The organism is Pseudomonas paraeruginosa PA7, assembly GCF_000017205.1.
Taxonomy (GTDB): domain Bacteria; phylum Pseudomonadota; class Gammaproteobacteria; order Pseudomonadales; family Pseudomonadaceae; genus Pseudomonas; species Pseudomonas paraeruginosa.
In genome coordinates, this window is sequence record NC_009656.1 from 6,054,773 (window position 1) to 6,072,581 (window position 17,809).

Here is a 17,809-nt window from a genome sequence, read left to right on the forward strand (position 1 = left end):
TCTCCTGGCGAAAACGCCGCTTGCCACGCCAATGCACCAGATTGGTGCGAATACCCGCACCACTTTCTATACTGTCCCCATTTCGGGTCACCGCTGGTCGCCGAAAACCCTCCCGGCGCACCTCTAGCCAGCGCCTCGGCAGAAAAAACGCGCCTTTTCGGCGCCTGGTTTGCTTTTTGCATTTTCCTGCCCAACCTTGGAACAGCTGCCCGCCATGCCGACCGATACCCTGCACCGACTGCTGCTCGACAACCTGACCACCGCGGTGATCCTGCTCGATGGCGAGCTGCGCCTGGAGTACATGAACCCGGCGGCGGAGATGCTCCTCGCCGTCAGCGGCCAGCGCAGCCACGGGCAATTCATCAGCGAGCTGTTCACCGAGTCGCCGGAAGCCCTGAACTCGCTGCGCCAGGCAGTGGAACAGGCGCACCCGTTCACCAAGCGCGAAGCCACCCTGACCTCGATCAGCGGGATCAGCATCACGGTGGACTATGCGGTGACCCCGATCCTCAACCGCAACGAGACCCTGCTGCTGCTCGAAGTCCATCCGCGCGACCGGCTGATGCGGATCACCCGCGAAGAGGCGCAGTTGTCCAAGCAGGAGACCACCAAGCTGCTGGTGCGCGGCCTGGCCCACGAGATCAAGAACCCGCTCGGCGGCATCCGCGGCGCGGCGCAGTTGTTGTCCCGGGAACTGCCGGAAGAATCGCTGAAGGACTACACCAACGTCATCATCGAGGAAGCCGACCGACTGCGGAACCTGGTCGACCGCATGCTCGGCTCGAACAAACTGCCGAACCTGGCGCCGACCAATATCCACGAGGTGCTGGAACGGGTCAGCAGCCTGGTGGAGGCGGAAAGCCAGGGCAGCATCACCCTGGTCCGCGACTACGACCCGAGCATCCCCGACCTGCTGCTCGACCGCGAGCAAATGATCCAGGCCGTGCTCAACATGGTACGCAACGCCATGCAGGCGATCGCCGGGCAGAACGACCTGCGCCTGGGTCGCATCACCCTGCGCAGCCGCACCCTGCGCCAGTTCACCATCGGCCACACGCGGCACCGCTTGGTGTGCAAGGTGGAGATCATCGACAACGGCCCGGGCATTCCCGCCGAGCTCCAGGAAACCATCTTCTACCCCATGGTCAGCGGCCGCCCGGACGGTACCGGACTCGGCCTGGCCATCGCCCAGAACATCATCAGCCAGCACCAGGGGCTGATTGAATGCGAGAGCCACCCCGGCCATACCGTGTTCAGTCTGTTCCTGCCCCTGGAACAAGGAGTGCATTGACCATGAGCCGATCAGAGACCGTCTGGATCGTCGACGACGACCGCTCCATCCGCTGGGTACTGGAAAAAGCCCTGCAGCAGGAAGGCATGACCACGCTCAGCTTCGACAGCGCCGACAGTGTCATCGGCCGCCTCGGCCGGCAGCAGCCGGACGTGATCATCTCCGACATCCGCATGCCCGGCGCCAGCGGCCTCGACCTGCTGGCACAGATCCGCGAGCTGCATCCGCGCCTGCCGGTGATCATCATGACCGCGCATTCCGACCTGGACAGCGCGGTGGCGTCCTACCAGGGCGGCGCCTTCGAGTACCTGCCCAAGCCGTTCGACGTCGACGAGGCGGTCTCGCTGGTCAAGCGCGCCAACCAGCACGCCCAGGAGCAGCAGGGCCTGGAGCTGCCGGCGAACCAGGCGCGCACGCCGGAGATCATCGGCGAGGCGCCGGCGATGCAGGAGGTGTTCCGCGCCATCGGCCGCCTCAGCCACTCCAACATCACCGTGCTGATCAACGGCGAGTCAGGTACCGGCAAGGAACTGGTCGCCCATGCCCTGCACCGCCACAGTCCGCGGGCGGCATCGCCGTTCATCGCGCTGAACATGGCGGCGATCCCCAAGGACCTGATGGAATCCGAGCTGTTCGGCCACGAGAAGGGGGCCTTCACCGGGGCCGCCGCCCAGCGCCGCGGGCGCTTCGAGCAGGCTGACGGCGGCACCCTGTTCCTCGACGAGATCGGCGACATGCCGGCGGACACCCAGACCCGCCTGCTGCGGGTGCTGGCCGATGGCGAGTTCTACCGGGTCGGCGGGCACACCCCGGTGAAGGTCGACGTGCGGATCATCGCCGCCACCCACCAGAACCTGGAAAGCCTGGTGCGCGACGGCAAGTTCCGCGAGGACCTGTTCCATCGCCTGAACGTGATCCGCATCCACATCCCGCGCCTGGCCGACCGCCGCGAGGACATCCCGGCGCTGGCCCGGCACTTCCTCAGCCGCGCCGCCCAGGAGCTGGCGGTGGAACCCAAACTGCTGAAGCCGGAGACCGAGGACTACCTGAAGAACCTCGGCTGGCCGGGCAACGTCCGCCAGTTGGAGAACACCTGCCGCTGGATAACCGTCATGGCCTCCGGCCGCGAGGTGCACATCGACGACCTGCCGCCGGAGCTGCTCACCCAGCCGCAGGACAGCACCCCGGCGGCGAACTGGGAGCAGGCCCTGCGCCAGTGGGCCGACCAGGCCCTGGCGCGCGGCCAGTCGAACCTGCTGGACAGCGCCGTGCCAGCCTTCGAACGGATCATGATCGAGACCGCCCTCAAGCACACCGCCGGGCGCCGCCGCGATGCCGCCGTGCTGCTCGGCTGGGGCCGCAATACCCTGACCCGCAAGATCAAGGAACTGGGGATGAACGTCGATGGAGCCGACGACGAAGGCGACGACTGAAGCGCCACTGCTCCCATGAGCGAGCAACGGGGCCTTCGGGCCCCGTTTTTCATGGCCCGTCGCGCCGCCCTGCCAAGCGAGACGCCGCCCCGGCCTCGGCACCGTACCCGCCCGGCACCGCCCGCCGAACCGTGGCGCAGGCCAATATCCGCCGGTTCGGCGGGGCTGCGGTCCTTGCCCGGATTTTGGGCAGCGTGCACCAGCAGGCGACAAATCGGCAGGAATCGCTGGCGGAAAAGCCCGCTCCGTCATTTTTCCGCAATCAACTTCCCACAATCCCCTGGGATACCGCCAAGCCCTTGATCCACGGGCTTCCAGAGACTTTAATCACCAGCTCGCCCACAGACTTATCCACAGAACCCCCAGGCAAGCCAGCACGCCGCCAGCCCCCCTTCAAAATTGGCACAGCCCCTGCATTGAAGCAGACAACGACGATTTCGGGGGCCTCGGTACAGGCAGGCTGGGGAATCCCCCCTTTTACACCCGGCGGCAGGCGCAGCATCCGCGCGCAACCGCCACACCCGTTTCGGGGACCTCGGTACAGGCAGGCTGAGAACTCCCCTCTTTTATCCCGGCGGCACCGCGATCCGCGCTCCGCCCTCCCGTTTGGGGACCTCGGTACAGGCAGGCTGAGAATTCCCCCTTTTATTCCCGGCCGTCGAGCCCCTGCAGTTCGACGGCCAGGCGCCAGCCCCCCCTGCTCTCCGACCATTGCCAGCGCCCCTCCAGGGGGCGGGTCGAGACCAGGCTCAGCAGCAGCATCTTCCCCTCTTCGCGGATACGCCAACGCAGCGGCTGGCCCTGCCAGCGCCCGTCGCCCTGCTGCGTCACGCCGCGGGCGGCGATACGCAAGGTCAGGGCACCCTCCACCCGCGCCGCCGTGATCGCGGCCTGGCGGTCGAAGCGTAGGAGCAGGCCTTCATCACTCTGCTCCACCGCCAGCAATTGCGGCACAGCCTCAGGCAGCGAGCCGGGGCCGAACAGCCTGCCCAGCATCAGCCCGAACAACAGCCCGAGCAACACCAGCGCGCCCCAGACTTTCCAGCGCTGGCGCCGCAGATCGTAGGTGACGGCGGTAGAATGCCGCCCGTTATCTGCTCCGGAGCCCTGCATGTTCCATGTAATCCTGTTTCAACCGGAGATTCCTCCGAATACCGGCAACATTATCAGGCTCTGCGCCAACGCCGGCTGCAGCCTGCACCTGATCGAGCCGCTCGGCTTCGAACTGGACGACAAGCGCCTGCGCCGCGCCGGCCTGGACTACCACGAGTACGCCAGCGTGCGCCGCTACCCGGACTTGCAGGACTGCCTGGAAGCCCTCGGCCAGCCGCGCCTGTTCGCCTTCACCACCAAGGGATCGCGGGCCTTCCACGAAGTGGCCTACCAGCGCGGCGACGCCTTCCTCTTCGGCCCGGAAAGCCGCGGCCTGCCGGAAGAGGTGCGTAACGCCCTGCCGGCCGAACGACGCCTGCGCCTGCCGATGCGCGAAGGCTGCCGCAGTCTGAACCTGTCCAACACGGTGGCGGTGACCGTCTACGAAGCCTGGCGCCAACTCGGCTTCGCCACGGCCTGAGGAGCCGGACGGCAGGCATGAAAAAGCCCGCGCGAGGCGGGCTTCCTGGCAAAGCGCGAGGCTTATTGCACCGACGGCGTCGGGATTTCGCCAGACGCTTGCATGCGGGCGATTTCCTGGGCGTACAGGGCATCGAAGTTCACCGGCGACAGCATCAGCGCCGGGAACGAACCGCGCACCACCAGGTTGTCCAGGGCTTCGCGGGCGTACGGGAAGAGGATGTTCGGGCAGAACGCGCCGAGGGTGTGGCTCATGCTCGACGGATCGAGGTTCTTGATCAGGAAGATACCGGCCTGCTGCACTTCGGCGATGAAGGCGGTGGTGTCCTCGCCATTCTTCACGGTCACCGATACGGTCAGGACCACCTCGTAGAAATCGCCGTCCAGCTGCTTCTGGCGGGTGTTCAGGTCCAGGCTGATGGACGGGTTCCATTCCTGGCGGAAGATTTCCGGGGACTTCGGCGATTCGAACGACAGGTCGCGCAGGTAGATGCGCTGCAGGGAGAACTGGGGTTGCTGTTCGTCGGCAGCGCCGTTGGTAGCTTGCTCGGTCATTTTCGGGCCTTCCCTTGGGTCAATTCATGAATGGTTTCAGGCAGACAGCAGCGCGTCCAGCTTGCCGGCGCGCTCCAGTGCATGAAGGTCGTCGCAACCGCCGACATGGGTCTCGCCGATCCAGATCTGCGGCACGGTGCTCGATCCCGCCTTGCGTGCCAGCTCGGCGCGCAGCTCGGGCTTGCCGTCGCAGGCGATCTCCTGGAAGTCCACGCCCTTGCGCTGCAGCAGCTGCTTGGCGCGGATGCAGTAGGGACACCAGGCGGTGGTGTAGATCACGACGGGCGGCATGTCACTTCACCAGCGGCAGGTTGTCGCCGCGCCAGCTGCCGATCCCGCCGGACAGCTTGGCGGCGTTGAAGCCGGCCTTCTTGAGGACGCCGCCCCAGGTGCCGGAATGCTGGCCCATGGCGTCGACCAGGATGATGGTCTTGCCCTTGTACTTCTCCAGCTCGGTCATGCGGCTGTTCAGCTTGTCGGCCGGGATGTTCAGCGCGTCGACGATATGTCCGCTGGCGAACTCCTTGGCCGGGCGGATATCCAGGACCACCGCCTGGTCGGCGTTGACCAGCGCGGTCAGCTCGCGGGTCGACAGGCTCTTGCCGCCCTTGCGCAGTTCGTGCAGCAACAGCAGGACCAGCAGAACCAGCAGCGCCGCGACCAGCAGGTAGTGGTTGGTGGCGAACTCGATCAGACGGGAAACGAATTGCATGGTGACGGATATCCAGGGCGTAAAAAATGCCGGCCAGTATACAGACCGCGCCGGCCAGGGGGGAACCCGCCGACCGGTGCCCCGCTCGGCTCCAGGAAATGGCGTCGCAGGAAACTTCACGGTTAGAATGCCGGTCCTTTTCTGTGAAGCTGGCCAGACCCAGCCTGGGTGCGGCTCGAGCGGGACGAGGACGGCGAAGAGAGTGGCGAACGCGTGCGAATCGGCGTGATCGCTTTAATCAATCAGCCTCTTCCTACGTCCTAAACGACAATGTTCCCACTGAACTTGGTCAGTTTCTGAACCCCGCGGAAATAGAGCCGGACATATGACTGCCACGCCCAAACCCCTGGTCCTGATCATCCTGGACGGCTTCGGCCACAGCGAAAGCCCCGACTACAACGCCATCTACGCCGCGAAGAAGCCGGTCTGGGACCGCCTCCTGGCGACCCAGCCGCACGGACTGATCTCCGGCTCCGGGATGGATGTCGGCCTGCCCGACGGGCAGATGGGCAACTCCGAGGTCGGCCACATGAACCTCGGCGCCGGCCGCGTGGTGTACCAGGACTTCACTCGCGTCACCAAGGCCATCCGTGACGGCGAATTCTTCGACAACCCGGTGATCGCCAGCGCGGTCGACAAGGCCGTGGCCGCCGACAAGGCGGTGCACATCCTCGGCCTGCTCTCCCCGGGCGGCGTGCACAGCCATGAAGACCACCTGGTGGCGATGGCGCAGATGGCCGCCAGGCGCGGCGCCGGCAAGATCTACCTGCACGCCTTCCTCGATGGCCGCGATACCCCGCCGAAAAGCGCCCAGCCCTCGCTGGAGCGCCTCGACGCCACCTTCGCCGGGCTCGGCAAGGGTCGCATCGCCTCGATCATCGGCCGCTATTTCGCGATGGACCGCGACAACCGCTGGGACCGCGTCCAGGCCGCCTACGAGCTGATCGTCGACGGCAAGGCCGAGTTCACCGCCGACTCCTCGGTGGCCGCCCTCGAGGCCGCCTACGCCCGCGGCGAGAGCGACGAGTTCGTCAAGGCCACCGCGGTGGTCCCGGCCGGCGCCGAAGCGGTGCGGGTCGAGGACGGCGACGCGGTGATCTTCATGAACTTCCGCGCCGACCGCGCCCGCGAGCTGAGCCGCGCCTTCGTCGAGCCGGCGTTCGGGGAATTCCCCCGCCAGCGCGCGGCGCAGCTGGCCGGCTTCGTCATGCTGACCCAGTACGCGGCGAGCATCCCGGCGCCCTGCGCCTTCCCGCCGGAGCCGCTGACCAACGTCCTCGGCGAATACCTGGCCAAGCACGGCAAGACCCAACTGCGCATCGCCGAGACCGAGAAGTACGCCCACGTGACCTTCTTCTTCTCCGGGGGCCGCGAGGAACCCTACGAAGGCGAGGAGCGCATCCTGATTCCCTCGCCGAAGGTCGCCACCTACGACCTGCAACCGGAGATGAGCGCGCCGGAAGTCACCGACCGTATCGTCGAGGCCATCGAGCAGCAGCGCTACGACGTGATCGTGGTCAACTACGCCAACGGCGACATGGTCGGCCACACCGGCGTCTTCGAGGCCGCGGTCAAGGCCGTGGAGTGCCTGGACACCTGCATGGGTCGTATCGTCGAGGCACTGGACAAGGTCGGCGGCGAAGCCCTGATCACCGCCGACCACGGCAACGTCGAGCAGATGGAGGACGAGTCCACCGGCCAGGCGCACACCGCGCACACCTGCGAACCGGTGCCCTTCGTCTACGTCGGCAAGCGCAAGCTGAGCATCCGCGAAGGCGGCGTGCTGGCCGACGTGGCGCCGACCATGCTGACCCTGATGGGGCTGGAGCAGCCGGCGGAAATGACCGGTCGCAGCATCGTCATCCTCGACTGATTCCCTCGTAGGGCCATCGGCGGATAATGCCTGCGACGACATTCGTCTCGCAGGCGGGCGCTGCCGATCGGCCGACAGACTTGACCACCGGCATCGAGGCCTGTGCCGCGGTTTTCATTTGCAGCATCTTCTTCCGAACCCTCCGCAGGGCCGCCGAGGCCCGTGCTAGCCTTGCCCGCGCTGTCTTTTCCATCTGCCCTACAAGGATTTCCGCCGATGTGGTTCCTCCTCGCCACCTCGCTCCTCGCCCTGTCCTTCCAGCGCCTGCTGGCCCTCGCCTTGCTGCTCGCGACCTGCTGCCTCGCCCTCTACGACGGGGTTCTCGCTCCGCCTGCCGTCGCCGCCCTGGCGGCACTGGGCGTCCTCGCCCTGTTGCGCCGGCGCCTGGCGGTACGCCGCGCCTGGGCCGTGGGCCTGGAACTGCTGCTGGTCGCCGGCGCGGTGGGCCTGTTCCTGCACCTGCTGCCCGGCTTCGCCAACCCCAGGGTGCTGGACAAGGCGGTGCTCGGCCCGCAGAGCCTGCCGTTCACCATGTATTTCAACTTCGACAAGGCACTGGTGCCGTTCCTGCTGCTGGCCTGCCTGCCGAGCCTGTTCCGCGACGAAGCCCGCGCTCCCGGCTGCCCCTGGCACTGGCTGCTGCTCGTGGCGGCGGTGCCGGCGCTGCTTCTGCTGGCTGTCGGCGTCGGCCTGCTGCGGCCGGAACTCCACGCGCCGGCCTGGCTCTGGCAGTTCGTCCTGGCCAACCTGTTCTTCGTTTCCCTCGCCGAGGAAGCGCTGTTCCGCGGCTACCTGCAGCAACGCCTGGGCCAATGGCTGGGTCCCTGGCCCGCCCTGGCGCTGGCCTCGGCGCTGTTCGGCCTGGCGCACTTCGCCGGCGGCCCGCTGCTGATGCTGTTCGCCGGCCTCGCCGGGCTGATCTACGGGTTGGCCTGGCTATGGAGCGGGCGCCTGTGGGTAGCGACGCTGTTCCACTTCGGCCTCAACCTGACGCACCTGCTGCTGTTCACCTATCCCCTCTACAGTCCCGCCTGATGCTCGCGACCTTCGCCCGTCCGGACATCCACCAGCGCCATCCGGCCGAAATAAGCGCAAGCTCCCCACGGCCCGCGGTGCGGGGCGTTTTTTTTAATGGCGGCCACGGGCATACTAGGCCGGTCCAATTCCCAGGTGCCCGCCACCCCATGCTCCGCCTCCTTCCTCTCCTGCTCTCCCTCGCCTGCCTCGCTCCGGCCTTCGCCGACGAGCGCGCGGACACCCAACGCCAGCTGGAACAGACGCAGAAGGACATCGGCGAGCTGAAGAAGCTGCTGGACGGCATCCAGCAGGAAAAGAGCGGCGTGCAGAAGCAGCTGAAGTCCACCGAGACCGAGATGGGCGACCTGGAAAAGCAGATCAGGGCCCTGCAGGACGAGCTGGACAAGAGCGAAGCCGAGCTGAAACGGCTGGATGGGGAGAAAAAAAAACTCCAGGACGCGCGCATTGAGCAACAGCGCCTCCTCGCCATCCAGGCCCGCGCGGCCTACCAGAGCGGACGCGAGGAATACCTGAAGCTGCTGCTGAACCAGGAACACCCGGAAAAGTTCAGCCGCACCCTCACCTACTACGACTACATCAACAAGGCCCGCCTCGAACAGCTCGCCAGCTTCAACGAAACCCTCCGCCAGCTGGCCAACGTCGAGCAGGACATCTCTGCGCAGAAAGCCGAACAGCTGAGCAAGCAGGGCGAGCTGGACAGCCGCCGCGAGGCGCTGGCGGCGACCCGCAAGGAGCGCCAGCAGGCCCTGGCCAAGCTGAACAACGACTACCGCGAGCGCGACCAGAAGCTCAGGTCCCGCCAGCAGGACCAGGCCGAGCTGGCCAAGGTGCTGCGAACCATCTAGGAAACCCTCGCCCGCCAGGCCCGCGAAGCCGCCGCCGCGGCGGAGCGCGAGCGCCAGCGCGCGCTGGCCGCCGAACGCGAGCGGGCGCGCCAGCAGCAGGCCGCCCCCGGGCGCGTCACCAGCCCACCGCGCGAACCCGCGCCGGGCCCGCTGGTCTCAAGCACTGGCGCGGTCTATGGCGGCGCCTTCGGCTCGGCCCGCGGCAAGTTGCCGTGGCCGGTGAATGGCCGCGTCGTGGCGCGCTTCGGCAGCCAGCGCGGCGACGATCCGCGGGCGAAATGGGACGGCGTACTGATTTCGGCGAGCGCCGGCAGCACCGTCCGCGCCGTGCATGGCGGACGCGTGGTGTTCGCCGACTGGTTGCGCGGAGCCGGCCTGTTGGTCATTCTCGACCACGGTGGCGGCTACCTCAGCCTTTATGGCCATAATCAGAGCCTGCTGAAAGACGCCGGCGACACCGTGAAGGCCGGCGACCCGATCGCCACCGTTGGAACCAGCGGCGGCCAGAGCAGTCCGGCCGTATACTTCGCCATTCGCCATCAGGGCCGCCCGGCGGACCCTACCACCTGGTGCCGCGCGCAGGGATAGGCGCCGAACTCGTGATTAGGAGTTGAACATGCTGCATTGCTTCCGTCCCACCACCCTGGCGCTGGCCCTGCTGCTCGGCGCGGGCGCGGCCCAGGCTGCCGACGCCCCGGCCGACGCCGCGCCACTGGCCAACGGTAGCAGTGCCCCGCTGCCCCTCGACGAGCTGCGCACCTTCGCCGAGGTTCTCGACCGGGTGAAGGCCGCCTACGTCGAGCCGGTGGACGACAAGACCCTGCTGGAGAACGCCATCAAGGGCATGCTCAGCAACCTCGACCCGCACTCCGCCTACCTCGGCCCGGAGGATTTCGCCGAGTTGCAGGAAAGCACCAGCGGCGAGTTCGGCGGCCTGGGCATCGAGGTCGGCAGCGAAGACGGCTTCATCAAGGTGGTCTCGCCGATCGACGACACCCCGGCGGCCCGCGCCGGCATCCAGCCCGGCGACCTTATCGTGCAGATCGACGGCAAGCCGACCAAGGGCCAGTCGATGACCGAGGCGGTCGACAGCATGCGCGGCAAGGCCGGCTCGCCGATCACCCTGACCATCGTCCGCGACGGCGGCCGGCCGTTCGACGTCGAGCTCAAGCGCGCCATCATCAAGGTCAAGAGCGTCAAGAGCCAGGTCCTCGAACCCGGCTACGCCTACCTGCGCATCACCCAGTTCCAGGTCAACACCGGCGAGGAAGTGGTCAAGGCGCTGAACCAGTTGCGCAAGGACAACAAGGGCCGCCTCAAGGGCCTGGTCCTGGACCTGCGCAACAACCCCGGCGGCGTCCTGCAATCCGCCGTGGAAGTGGCAGACGCCTTCCTCACCAAGGGCCTGATCGTCTATACCAAGGGCCGCATCGCCAACTCCGAGCTGCGCTTCAGCGCCGACCCGGCCGACCCCAGCGACAAGGTGCCACTGGTGGTGCTGATCAACGGCGGCAGCGCCTCGGCGGCGGAAATCGTCGCCGGTGCCCTGCAGGACCAGAAGCGCGCGATCCTGATGGGCACCGACAGCTTCGGCAAGGGCTCGGTGCAGACCGTGCTGCCGCTGAACAACGACCGCGCCCTGAAGCTCACCACCGCGCTCTACTACACCCCCAACGGGCGCTCCATCCAGGCCCAGGGCATCGTCCCGGACATCGAGGTCGGACGCGCCAAGGTGACCCAGGAGCGGAGCAGCTTCGAGGGCTTCAAGGAAGCCGACCTGCAGGGCCACCTGGCCAACGGCAACGGCGGCGCCGACCGACCGACCGGCAAGCGCGCGGCGCCCGCCGCCCGCCCGCAGGACTCCGACTACCAGCTCGGCCAGGCCCTGAGCCTGCTGAAGGGGCTGAGCGTCACTCGCGGCAACTGATGTCGAGGTTCCGTGTCGCCCTGCTGGGCCTGTGCCTGCTGCTCTCCAGCCAGGCCCAGGCCCGCCAGGAGTCCGCCCCCTACCAGCGCCCGCCGCTGTTGACCGTGGTCATCGACGACCTCGGGCAGAACCTGGCGCGCGACCGCCGGGTCCTCGACCTGCCCTCCGGCGTAACCCTGGCGATCATCCCGGAAACCCCGCACGCCGCCGAACTGGCGCGCGAAGCGCACCAGCGCGGGCGCACGGTGATCCTGCACATGCCGATGGACCCGGCCGGTGGCCCTTACGCCTGGCGCCCGGAACTGACCCAGGAGGAGCGCGCCCGCAGGCTCGACGCGGCGCTGGCCAAGGTGCCGTTCGTGCAGGGCCTGAACAACCATGAAGGCAGCCGCATGACCGCGGTGCGCCCGGCGATGGCCTGGCTCGCCGAGGAACTGCAACGACGCGGCCTGTACCTGGTCGACAGCCGCACCAGCGCCGCCACCGTGGCCGCCAGCGAGGCGCAGCGGATCGGCCTGGCGAGCGTCTCGCGCGATGTGTTCCTCGACAACGAAGCCACTCCGGAAGCGGTCTCCGCACAACTGCAGGCCGGCGTCGCCCTGGCCCGCAGGCAGGGTTCGGCGCTGCTCATCGGCCACCCGCACAAGGCCACCCTCGACGTGCTGGCGCGGGAGCTGCCGAAGCTGCGCGCCCAGGGCATCGAGCTGGTACCGCCGCAGATGCTCATCGGCGAACGCGGCAACCGCAACGTCAACCCACGCCAGGCGCCACACTGAAGCTGGTTTACCGGCGTCGCGGCAGCGGTTAAGGTGACGTCCTCGTCATTCCTGCACGGACGCACCGATGGCCCGCACTTCCCCTCCCATGCCTCTGCTCGCCGCCGCCCTGCTGGCCGTTGGCGCGATTCCCCTCGGTTTCATCTGGATCCTGACCAGTGCCAAGTTCGAGATAGGCGGCGCCAGCCCCGGTGAGAGCAGCGTCGGCAAGGTCGAGAACATCGACCAGCGCGCCATGGAGCAATTCTGCACCGGCGTGCGGGCGACGCCCGCCGGCACCTGGCTGGTGGGCCGGCGCGAAATCGGCCGCGACGAGCAGGCACTGCCCGCGGGCGTCATCGACCTGGACCTGGTGGCGGCCGCCCAGCCCAGGGAAGAAGAATCCGAACCCCACCTTTTCAACTTCCTCAACGGCATGCTGCTATCCGGCGGCGATCCGGAGACCACCTATGTCTCGCGCCTGGGTGCCGACGGCGTGTTCCACGAAGTGGCGCGGCTCGGCGAGACCGCCTGCCTGGAAGTCACGCCGGACGGTTCCAGCGTCTTCCTGCTCACCGGCCTGCGGAGCCCGGCCAAGGACAACGGTCAGCGCGAGCAGACAGTGGTGCTGCGCAGCGACGACCAGGGCAAGAGCTGGCGCCGGCTCGAGCAAGGCTTCATGGCCGAGGCGAATCGACTGGGCTGGGCTCTCGCGCCGCGTTTCCACGGCAAGGACGAAGTCTGGGTCTGGGGTGATTTCGAATACGGCGGTGCCGATGGCGGCCGGGAACCCGGCCAGCCGAGCGGGCTGTTCTATTCGCCCGACCGCGGCGCCAGCGTCGAGTCGATCGCCACCTCCGCGCCGCTGCTGGTAGACCTCGCCTACGCCCGCGAGTTGGCGCCGAACGGCGTCAACTGGGGCGACTACAACGGCAAGCACGGGCAGATCAAGGCGCACGTCGCGCAACTGGACGCGCAGCGTGCCGCCATCTGGGTAAGCCAGACTTTCCTCTATGGCCCACCCGAGGGGCGCTACCTGACCACCCCGGTATTGGTCACCACCCAGGCCGAACTGCGCCGCGAGGGCGGACGCTGGCAGATGGGCGCGATCCGGCGCACCGACGGCGTGGCCGTCGAGCGCCTGGAACAGAACGCGGACGGTCGGGTGATCGCGGTGCTCGACCGCCCGGACGAATCGCGCTCGCTGATCGCCGAGCTCGATCGCGATGCGCTCGAATGGAAGATCACCGGCAAGCTGCCCAGCCCGTTCTGGCCCTTGCCGTCCAGTTCCGGGCTACGCGAGTTCTACGCAGGCAGGAATGTGCTGCTGGCCAACACCATGAGCCACTACGAAGTGCCGCTGTGGCTGTATCCCGACGAGGAGCCGGCGAGCGTCTCCGCCGACGCGGTGTACTACTCGGACGACTGGGGTGCGTCCTGGCGCCGCCTGGACATCGCCGGCTACCTCGGCGTGCTCGGCTTCGACGGGACGCACGACCGGGTGTTCTGGGCCCGCGGCAACTGGTACGACAGCCGCGACCTCGGCGTCCAGGCCTACGACCTGGACTGAGCGCCCCTCGCCACACCGGTGGAGGGGCGCCCGCCAGGCTCAGAGGTAGTTGGCGACGGCTTCGTCGACGAAGCCTTCCTGGCGCATCTGCTCCAGGGCCTTCTGCAGGCGCTCCACCACCTCGTCCGGGGTGTCCTTGTTCAACGCCAGGTAGAGCTTGGCCTCGTTGAAACGCAGCACCGTCTGCAGGCCGGACACGCCTTCCTGCTTGGCCAGGTAGCGACCGACCGGATCGGTGGTGGCCCACAGGTCGATCTGCCCGCCGGTAAGCTTCTTCACGTTCTCCTGGTCGCGCAGGGCGTTGATCACCGGGATGCCCTGGGCTTCCAGGTGCTGGCTGACCGCGTCGTTCTTGTAGGCGCCGAGCTTGTAGCGGGCGGCGTCCTTGAGATTCTTCACGGCGATCTTGCTGCCAGCCGGCGCCAGCAACACCCAACTGGTGTCGGCCAGCGGACCGACCCACTTGAACTGCGGCACCCGCTCGGGGGTGTAGGTCATGGAGAACAGCCCATAGCCGGGCTTGTCCAGGGTCAACCGGTACAGGCGGTCCCAGGGGAAGCGCAGGCTCAGGGAATAGCCGATGCCGGCACGCCTGAACATCTCCCGGACGATGTCGGCACTGATGCCGTCGATGCCGTCGTCGCGGGCGAAGTTCTTGTCGTCCACCGCCATGTTGAAGGGCGGGAAGTTCTCGGTCAGCAGCACCACCTTGTAGTCGGCGGGCAATTCGGCACGGGCCGCGGAGGCCCCCAGCAACACCCCCAGGATAAGGGTCTGGATCAGGACTTTCAGCATGGTCACACCGCTCGCTTGGTTATCGTTATTGGCTAGCGGCATCCCTGCGTCGGGACGAAATACCCAGCTCGTCGGCCTTCCTTGGCATTGCCGGCGAAGCCGGCAAAGGCGTTTCCCCGGCCGGCTCCCCAGGCGGCCGACCGGAGCGAATCAGAGGTAGCTGTTGAGGATGTCCTCGACGAAGCCTTCCTTGCGCATGCCGTCCAAGGCTGCCTGGAGCTTCTGCACCACGTCGTCGGGAGTCTCGCGGTTGAGCGCCAGGTACAGCTGGTCGCTGTTGAAGCGCAGCACCGTCTTCAGGCCGGTGACGCCTTCCTGCTTGGCCAGGTAGCGCCCGGCGGGATCGCCGCTGGCCCAGAGATCGATCTGGCCCTTGACCAGCTTCTGCGCGTTTTCCTGGTCGCGTAGCGCCAGGTCGGCCTCGAAACCGTTCTTGCCGAGGAACTCGGCGATGGCGTCGCCCTTGTAGGCGCCGATCCGGTATTTCTTCGCCTCGTCCAGGCTGCCCAGGGTGACCGGGCTGTCGCCCTTGGCCAGCAACACCCAGTCGTCCGGGCCGATCGGACCGACCCACTTGAACTTGTCCTCGCGCTCGGCCAGGCGGGCGGTGACGAACACCCCGTAGCCGGGCTTCTCCAGCGCCAGCTTGTAGATGCGGTCCCAGGGGAAGCGGAGGGTCAGGCTGTACTTGATGCCGGCACGCTTGAACATCTCGCGGACGATATCCACGGCGATGCCGTCGATGTTGTCTTCCTGGGCGAAGTTCTTGCCGTTGATCGCCATGTTGTACGGCGGGAAGTTCTCCGTGAGCAGCACCATGCTGTAGTCGGGATCGGTTTCGGCGCGCGCGCCGCCGGCCAGCAGCAGGGTTGCGAGCAGCGCGAAGAGCAGGCGTCTTTTCATTGTTCTCATCCTGTCGGGAGCCTGGAGCGAGGCAGGATAACCAGCGCCGCGCCGCCAGGCCAGCCTTTTGCCAGCATCGCCGGCGGGCGTCAGTAGCGCTCGCGGATCTGCTTCAGCAAGCCTTCGCTGCGCAGCGCGTCGACCGCCGTCTGCAACTTCTGCACCAGCTCGTCCGGGGTTTCCCTGTTCAGCGCCAGGAACAGCTCGGCGGTGTGGAAACGCTGGACCACCTTCACCTCCTTGAGGCCCTCGCGCTGGGCGACGTAGCGCCCGCTCGGATCGGCGGTGACCCAGAGATCGATCTGCCCGCTGGCCAGCTTGTCGACGTTCTCGTTGTCGCGCAGCGCCAGCTGCACCTGCAGGCCGCGATCGACCAGATGCTGGCTGATGGCGTCGTTCTTGTAGCCGCCGATGCGATAGCGCGCGGCGTCTTCCAGGCTGTTCAGGTGGATCGTGCTGTCGCCACGGGCCATCAGTACCCAGTCGTTGACCGCCAGCGGGCCGACCCACTTGAACTTGTCCTCGCGCTCCGGCGTGCGGGCGGTGGAGAACACGCCATAGCCGGGCTCGCTCAGCGCCTGCTGGTAGACACGGTCCCAGGGGAAACGCAGGATCAGTTGGCACTCGATCTGCGCGCGCTCGCAGGCGGCGCGCACGGTATCGGTGCTGATGCCACTGATGCCATCGTCCTTGGCGTAGTTGCCGCCGTTCACCGCCATGTTGAACGGCACCAGGTTCTCGGTCAGCAGGACCAGGGTTTCGGCGCGCGCCAGGGCGCTAGCGCAAAGCAGGGCCAGGCTGCCGACGCAGCCGAGAGCCAGACGGAAGATGGACATGGAGGACTCCCTGTCGGTCGCAATGTTTGTCGTTATGGCAGGGCATCGGCGCTCTAGCGGCACCTGATGCGGGGGGCGTGACTGTACCTGAAAGAAAGCCGCGCGAGTGTCGACTCGCGCTCAGGAATGGCTAGCCGATCATCGGCCCTGTGCGCCGCGGCGCAGCGCGCCTCAGCGCACCACGATACCGCGGCTGGCCAGGTAGGCCTTGGCTTCGGGCACCGTGTACTCGCCAAAGTGGAAGATGCTCGCCGCGAGCACCGCGTCGGCCTTGCCCTCGAGGATGCCGGCGGCCAGGTGCTCCAGGTTGCCGACGCCGCCGGAGGCGATCACCGGCACGTTCACCGCCTCGCTGATGGCGCGGGTCACGCCGAGGTCGTAGCCGCTCTTCACGCCGTCCTGGTCCATGCTGGTCAGGAGGATCTCGCCGGCGCCCAGGTCTTCCATCTTCTTCGCCCAGAGCACCGCGTCCAGCCCGGTGGGCTTGCGTCCGCCATGGGTGAAGATTTCCCAGCGCGGCGCCTCGCCCGGCGCGGAGACCTTCTTCGCATCGATGGCGACGACTATGCACTGCGAGCCGAAGCGCTCGGCGGCCTCGCCGACGAACTCCGGGTTGAACACCGCGGCGGTGTTGATCGAGACCTTGTCCGCGCCGGCGTTGAGCAGGTTGCGGATGTCCTGCACGCTGCGCACGCCGCCACCGACGGTCAGCGGGATGAACACCTGGCTGGCCATGCGCTCGACGGTATGCAGGGTGGTGTCGCGCCCGTCGACGCTGGCGGTGATGTCGAGGAAGGTGATCTCGTCGGCGCCCTGCTCGTCGTAGCGCCGGGCGATCTCCACCGGGTCGCCGGCGTCGCGGATGTTCTCGAACTTGACGCCCTTGACCACGCGGCCGTTGTCCACGTCGAGGCAGGGGATGATGCGTTTTGCCAGTGCCATACGGATCGCCTCAGGCCTTGAAGTTGTCGCACAGCGCCTGGGCTTCGGCCACGTCCAGGGTGCCTTCGTAGATCGCCCGGCCGGTGATGGCGCCGATGATCCCCGGGGTGCGGGCATCCAGCAGCTTCTGGATGTCGCCGAGGTTGTGGATGCCGCCGGAGGCGATCACCGGGATCCGCGTGGCGTTGGCCAGCGCCGCGGTGGCCTCGACGTTGCAGCCCTGCATCATGCCGTCCTTGGAGATATCCGTGTAGACGATGGCGGATACCCCGTCGGCCTCGAAGCGGCGCGCCAGGTCGATCACCTGGACTTCGCTGACCTCGGCCCAGCCGTCGGTGGCGACGAAACCGTCCTTGGCGTCCAGGCCGACGATGACCTTGCCCGGGAAGGCGCGGCAGGCCTCGCCGACGAACTCGGGCTGCTTGACCGCCTTGGTGCCGATGATGACGTAGCTGACGCCGGCGCGGACATAGTGCTCGATGGTCTCCAGCGAGCGGATGCCGCCGCCGATCTGGATCGGCAGGTCCGGGTAGCGACGGGCGATGGCGGTGACCACCTCGCCGTTGACCGGCTTGCCTTCGAAGGCGCCGTTCAGGTCCACCAGGTGCAGGCGACGGCAACCGCCATCGACCCATTTGGCGGCCATCGCCACCGGATCGTCGGAGAAGACCGTGGCGTCTTCCATCAGGCCCTGGCGCAGGCGCACGCAGGCGCCGTCTTTCAAGTCGATCGCGGGAATGATCAGCATCGGTGAACCCTGTT

The 17,809-nt window shown here is 67.3% G+C and carries 17 protein-coding genes and 1 pseudogene; 9 read left to right on the forward strand and 9 right to left on the reverse strand.

The features are described 5' to 3' along the window. The first annotated feature begins 214 nt into the window (after nt 1-214). Together ntrB and ntrC are read left to right on the forward strand one after the other, a co-directional pair. A complete protein-coding gene (ntrB, locus tag PSPA7_RS27950) occupies nt 215-1,291 on the forward strand; it encodes a two-component system sensor histidine kinase NtrB (RefSeq protein WP_003155555.1) in 1,077 nt (358 codons plus the stop codon). A 2-nt stretch (nt 1,292-1,293) separates the two neighbouring features. Next, the gene (ntrC, locus tag PSPA7_RS27955) at nt 1,294-2,724 is read left to right on the forward strand and encodes a two-component system response regulator NtrC (RefSeq protein ID WP_012077778.1); all 1,431 of its coding nucleotides are present in this window, start codon (nt 1,294-1,296) and stop codon (nt 2,722-2,724) included. Between the two features lie 645 nt (nt 2,725-3,369). Here ntrC and PSPA7_RS27960 read toward each other — a convergent pair. Then, nucleotides 3,370-3,837, reverse strand: coding sequence for a hypothetical protein (locus tag PSPA7_RS27960; RefSeq protein WP_012077779.1), 468 nt, complete (start codon nt 3,835-3,837; stop codon nt 3,370-3,372). Between PSPA7_RS27960 and trmL the strand changes: the two genes are divergently transcribed. Then, the gene (trmL, locus tag PSPA7_RS27965; RefSeq protein ID WP_003155552.1) at nt 3,836-4,297 is read left to right on the forward strand and encodes a tRNA (uridine(34)/cytosine(34)/5-carboxymethylaminomethyluridine(34)-2'-O)-methyltransferase TrmL; all 462 of its coding nucleotides are present in this window, start codon (nt 3,836-3,838) and stop codon (nt 4,295-4,297) included. The genes PSPA7_RS27960 and trmL overlap by 2 nt on opposite strands. A gap of 62 nt (nt 4,298-4,359) precedes the next feature. Here the strand turns inward: trmL and secB are convergent, their stop codons facing one another. From secB to PSPA7_RS27980, 3 genes are read right to left on the reverse strand one after another with little or no spacing between them, the layout of a single operon-like run. Continuing rightward, on the reverse strand, nt 4,360-4,851 hold the full coding sequence (gene secB, locus PSPA7_RS27970; RefSeq protein ID WP_003096050.1) for a protein-export chaperone SecB: 492 nt from the start codon (nt 4,849-4,851) through the stop codon (nt 4,360-4,362). A 36-nt stretch (nt 4,852-4,887) separates the two neighbouring features. Then, complete coding sequence (gene grxC, locus PSPA7_RS27975) at nt 4,888-5,142, reverse strand: glutaredoxin 3 (protein WP_003155550.1); 255 nt, start codon at nt 5,140-5,142, stop codon at nt 4,888-4,890. A gap of 1 nt (nt 5,143) precedes the next feature. After that, nucleotides 5,144-5,563: a rhodanese-like domain-containing protein gene (locus tag PSPA7_RS27980; RefSeq protein ID WP_003096058.1), complete on the reverse strand. Its 420-nt coding sequence runs from the start codon at nt 5,561-5,563 to the stop codon at nt 5,144-5,146. A 325-nt stretch (nt 5,564-5,888) separates the two neighbouring features. Between PSPA7_RS27980 and gpmI the strand changes: the two genes are divergently transcribed. The 6 genes and pseudogenes from gpmI (at nt 5,889) to PSPA7_RS28010 (ending at nt 13,571) form a co-directional block, all read left to right on the forward strand. Further along, nucleotides 5,889-7,436 (forward strand): 2,3-bisphosphoglycerate-independent phosphoglycerate mutase, encoded by a 1,548-nt coding sequence (gene gpmI / locus PSPA7_RS27985; protein ID WP_003155548.1) that lies wholly within the window; start codon nt 5,889-5,891, stop codon nt 7,434-7,436. Nucleotides 7,437-7,652: 216 nt separating this feature from the next. Next, nucleotides 7,653-8,471 carry a CPBP family intramembrane glutamic endopeptidase gene (locus PSPA7_RS27990; protein ID WP_012077780.1) on the forward strand — a complete coding sequence of 273 codons (819 nt, stop codon included), beginning with the start codon at nt 7,653-7,655 and terminating at the stop codon, nt 8,469-8,471. A gap of 149 nt (nt 8,472-8,620) precedes the next feature. Further along, nucleotides 8,621-9,907: pseudogene (locus PSPA7_RS27995) on the forward strand (murein hydrolase activator EnvC family protein). A 28-nt stretch (nt 9,908-9,935) separates the two neighbouring features. Then, nucleotides 9,936-11,246 carry a proteolytic complex protein CptA gene (gene cptA, locus PSPA7_RS28000; protein ID WP_012077782.1) on the forward strand — a complete coding sequence of 437 codons (1,311 nt, stop codon included), beginning with the start codon at nt 9,936-9,938 and terminating at the stop codon, nt 11,244-11,246. Next, nucleotides 11,246-12,022 carry a divergent polysaccharide deacetylase family protein gene (locus tag PSPA7_RS28005; RefSeq protein WP_012077783.1) on the forward strand — a complete coding sequence of 259 codons (777 nt, stop codon included), beginning with the start codon at nt 11,246-11,248 and terminating at the stop codon, nt 12,020-12,022. The genes cptA and PSPA7_RS28005 overlap by 1 nt, the downstream gene beginning before the upstream one ends. Before the next feature lie 67 nt (nt 12,023-12,089). Beyond that, nucleotides 12,090-13,571, forward strand: coding sequence for a hypothetical protein (locus PSPA7_RS28010; RefSeq protein WP_034079726.1), 1,482 nt, complete (start codon nt 12,090-12,092; stop codon nt 13,569-13,571). A 39-nt stretch (nt 13,572-13,610) separates the two neighbouring features. Here PSPA7_RS28010 and PSPA7_RS28015 read toward each other — a convergent pair whose 3' ends face one another. The 5 genes from PSPA7_RS28015 to hisA all read right to left on the reverse strand — a co-directional run bounded on the left by PSPA7_RS28015 (nt 13,611) and on the right by hisA (nt 17,795). Continuing rightward, nucleotides 13,611-14,366, reverse strand: a complete 756-nt coding sequence (locus PSPA7_RS28015) for a substrate-binding periplasmic protein (RefSeq protein WP_003096075.1) — start codon at nt 14,364-14,366, stop codon at nt 13,611-13,613. A gap of 150 nt (nt 14,367-14,516) precedes the next feature. Further along, nucleotides 14,517-15,269, reverse strand: coding sequence for a substrate-binding periplasmic protein (locus tag PSPA7_RS28020; RefSeq protein WP_012077785.1), 753 nt, complete (start codon nt 15,267-15,269; stop codon nt 14,517-14,519). 89 nt (nt 15,270-15,358) lie between these two features. Further along, entirely contained in the window at nt 15,359-16,105 is a 747-nt protein-coding gene (locus PSPA7_RS28025; protein ID WP_003150583.1) for a substrate-binding periplasmic protein, read from the reverse strand. Between the two features lie 171 nt (nt 16,106-16,276). After that, nucleotides 16,277-17,047 (reverse strand): imidazole glycerol phosphate synthase subunit HisF, encoded by a 771-nt coding sequence (gene hisF / locus PSPA7_RS28030; protein WP_012077786.1) that lies wholly within the window; start codon nt 17,045-17,047, stop codon nt 16,277-16,279. 10 nt (nt 17,048-17,057) lie between these two features. Further along, nucleotides 17,058-17,795 carry a 1-(5-phosphoribosyl)-5-[(5-phosphoribosylamino)methylideneamino]imidazole-4-carboxamide isomerase gene (gene hisA / locus PSPA7_RS28035; protein ID WP_003106336.1) on the reverse strand — a complete coding sequence of 246 codons (738 nt, stop codon included), beginning with the start codon at nt 17,793-17,795 and terminating at the stop codon, nt 17,058-17,060. Nucleotides 17,796-17,809: the final 14 nt, after the last annotated feature.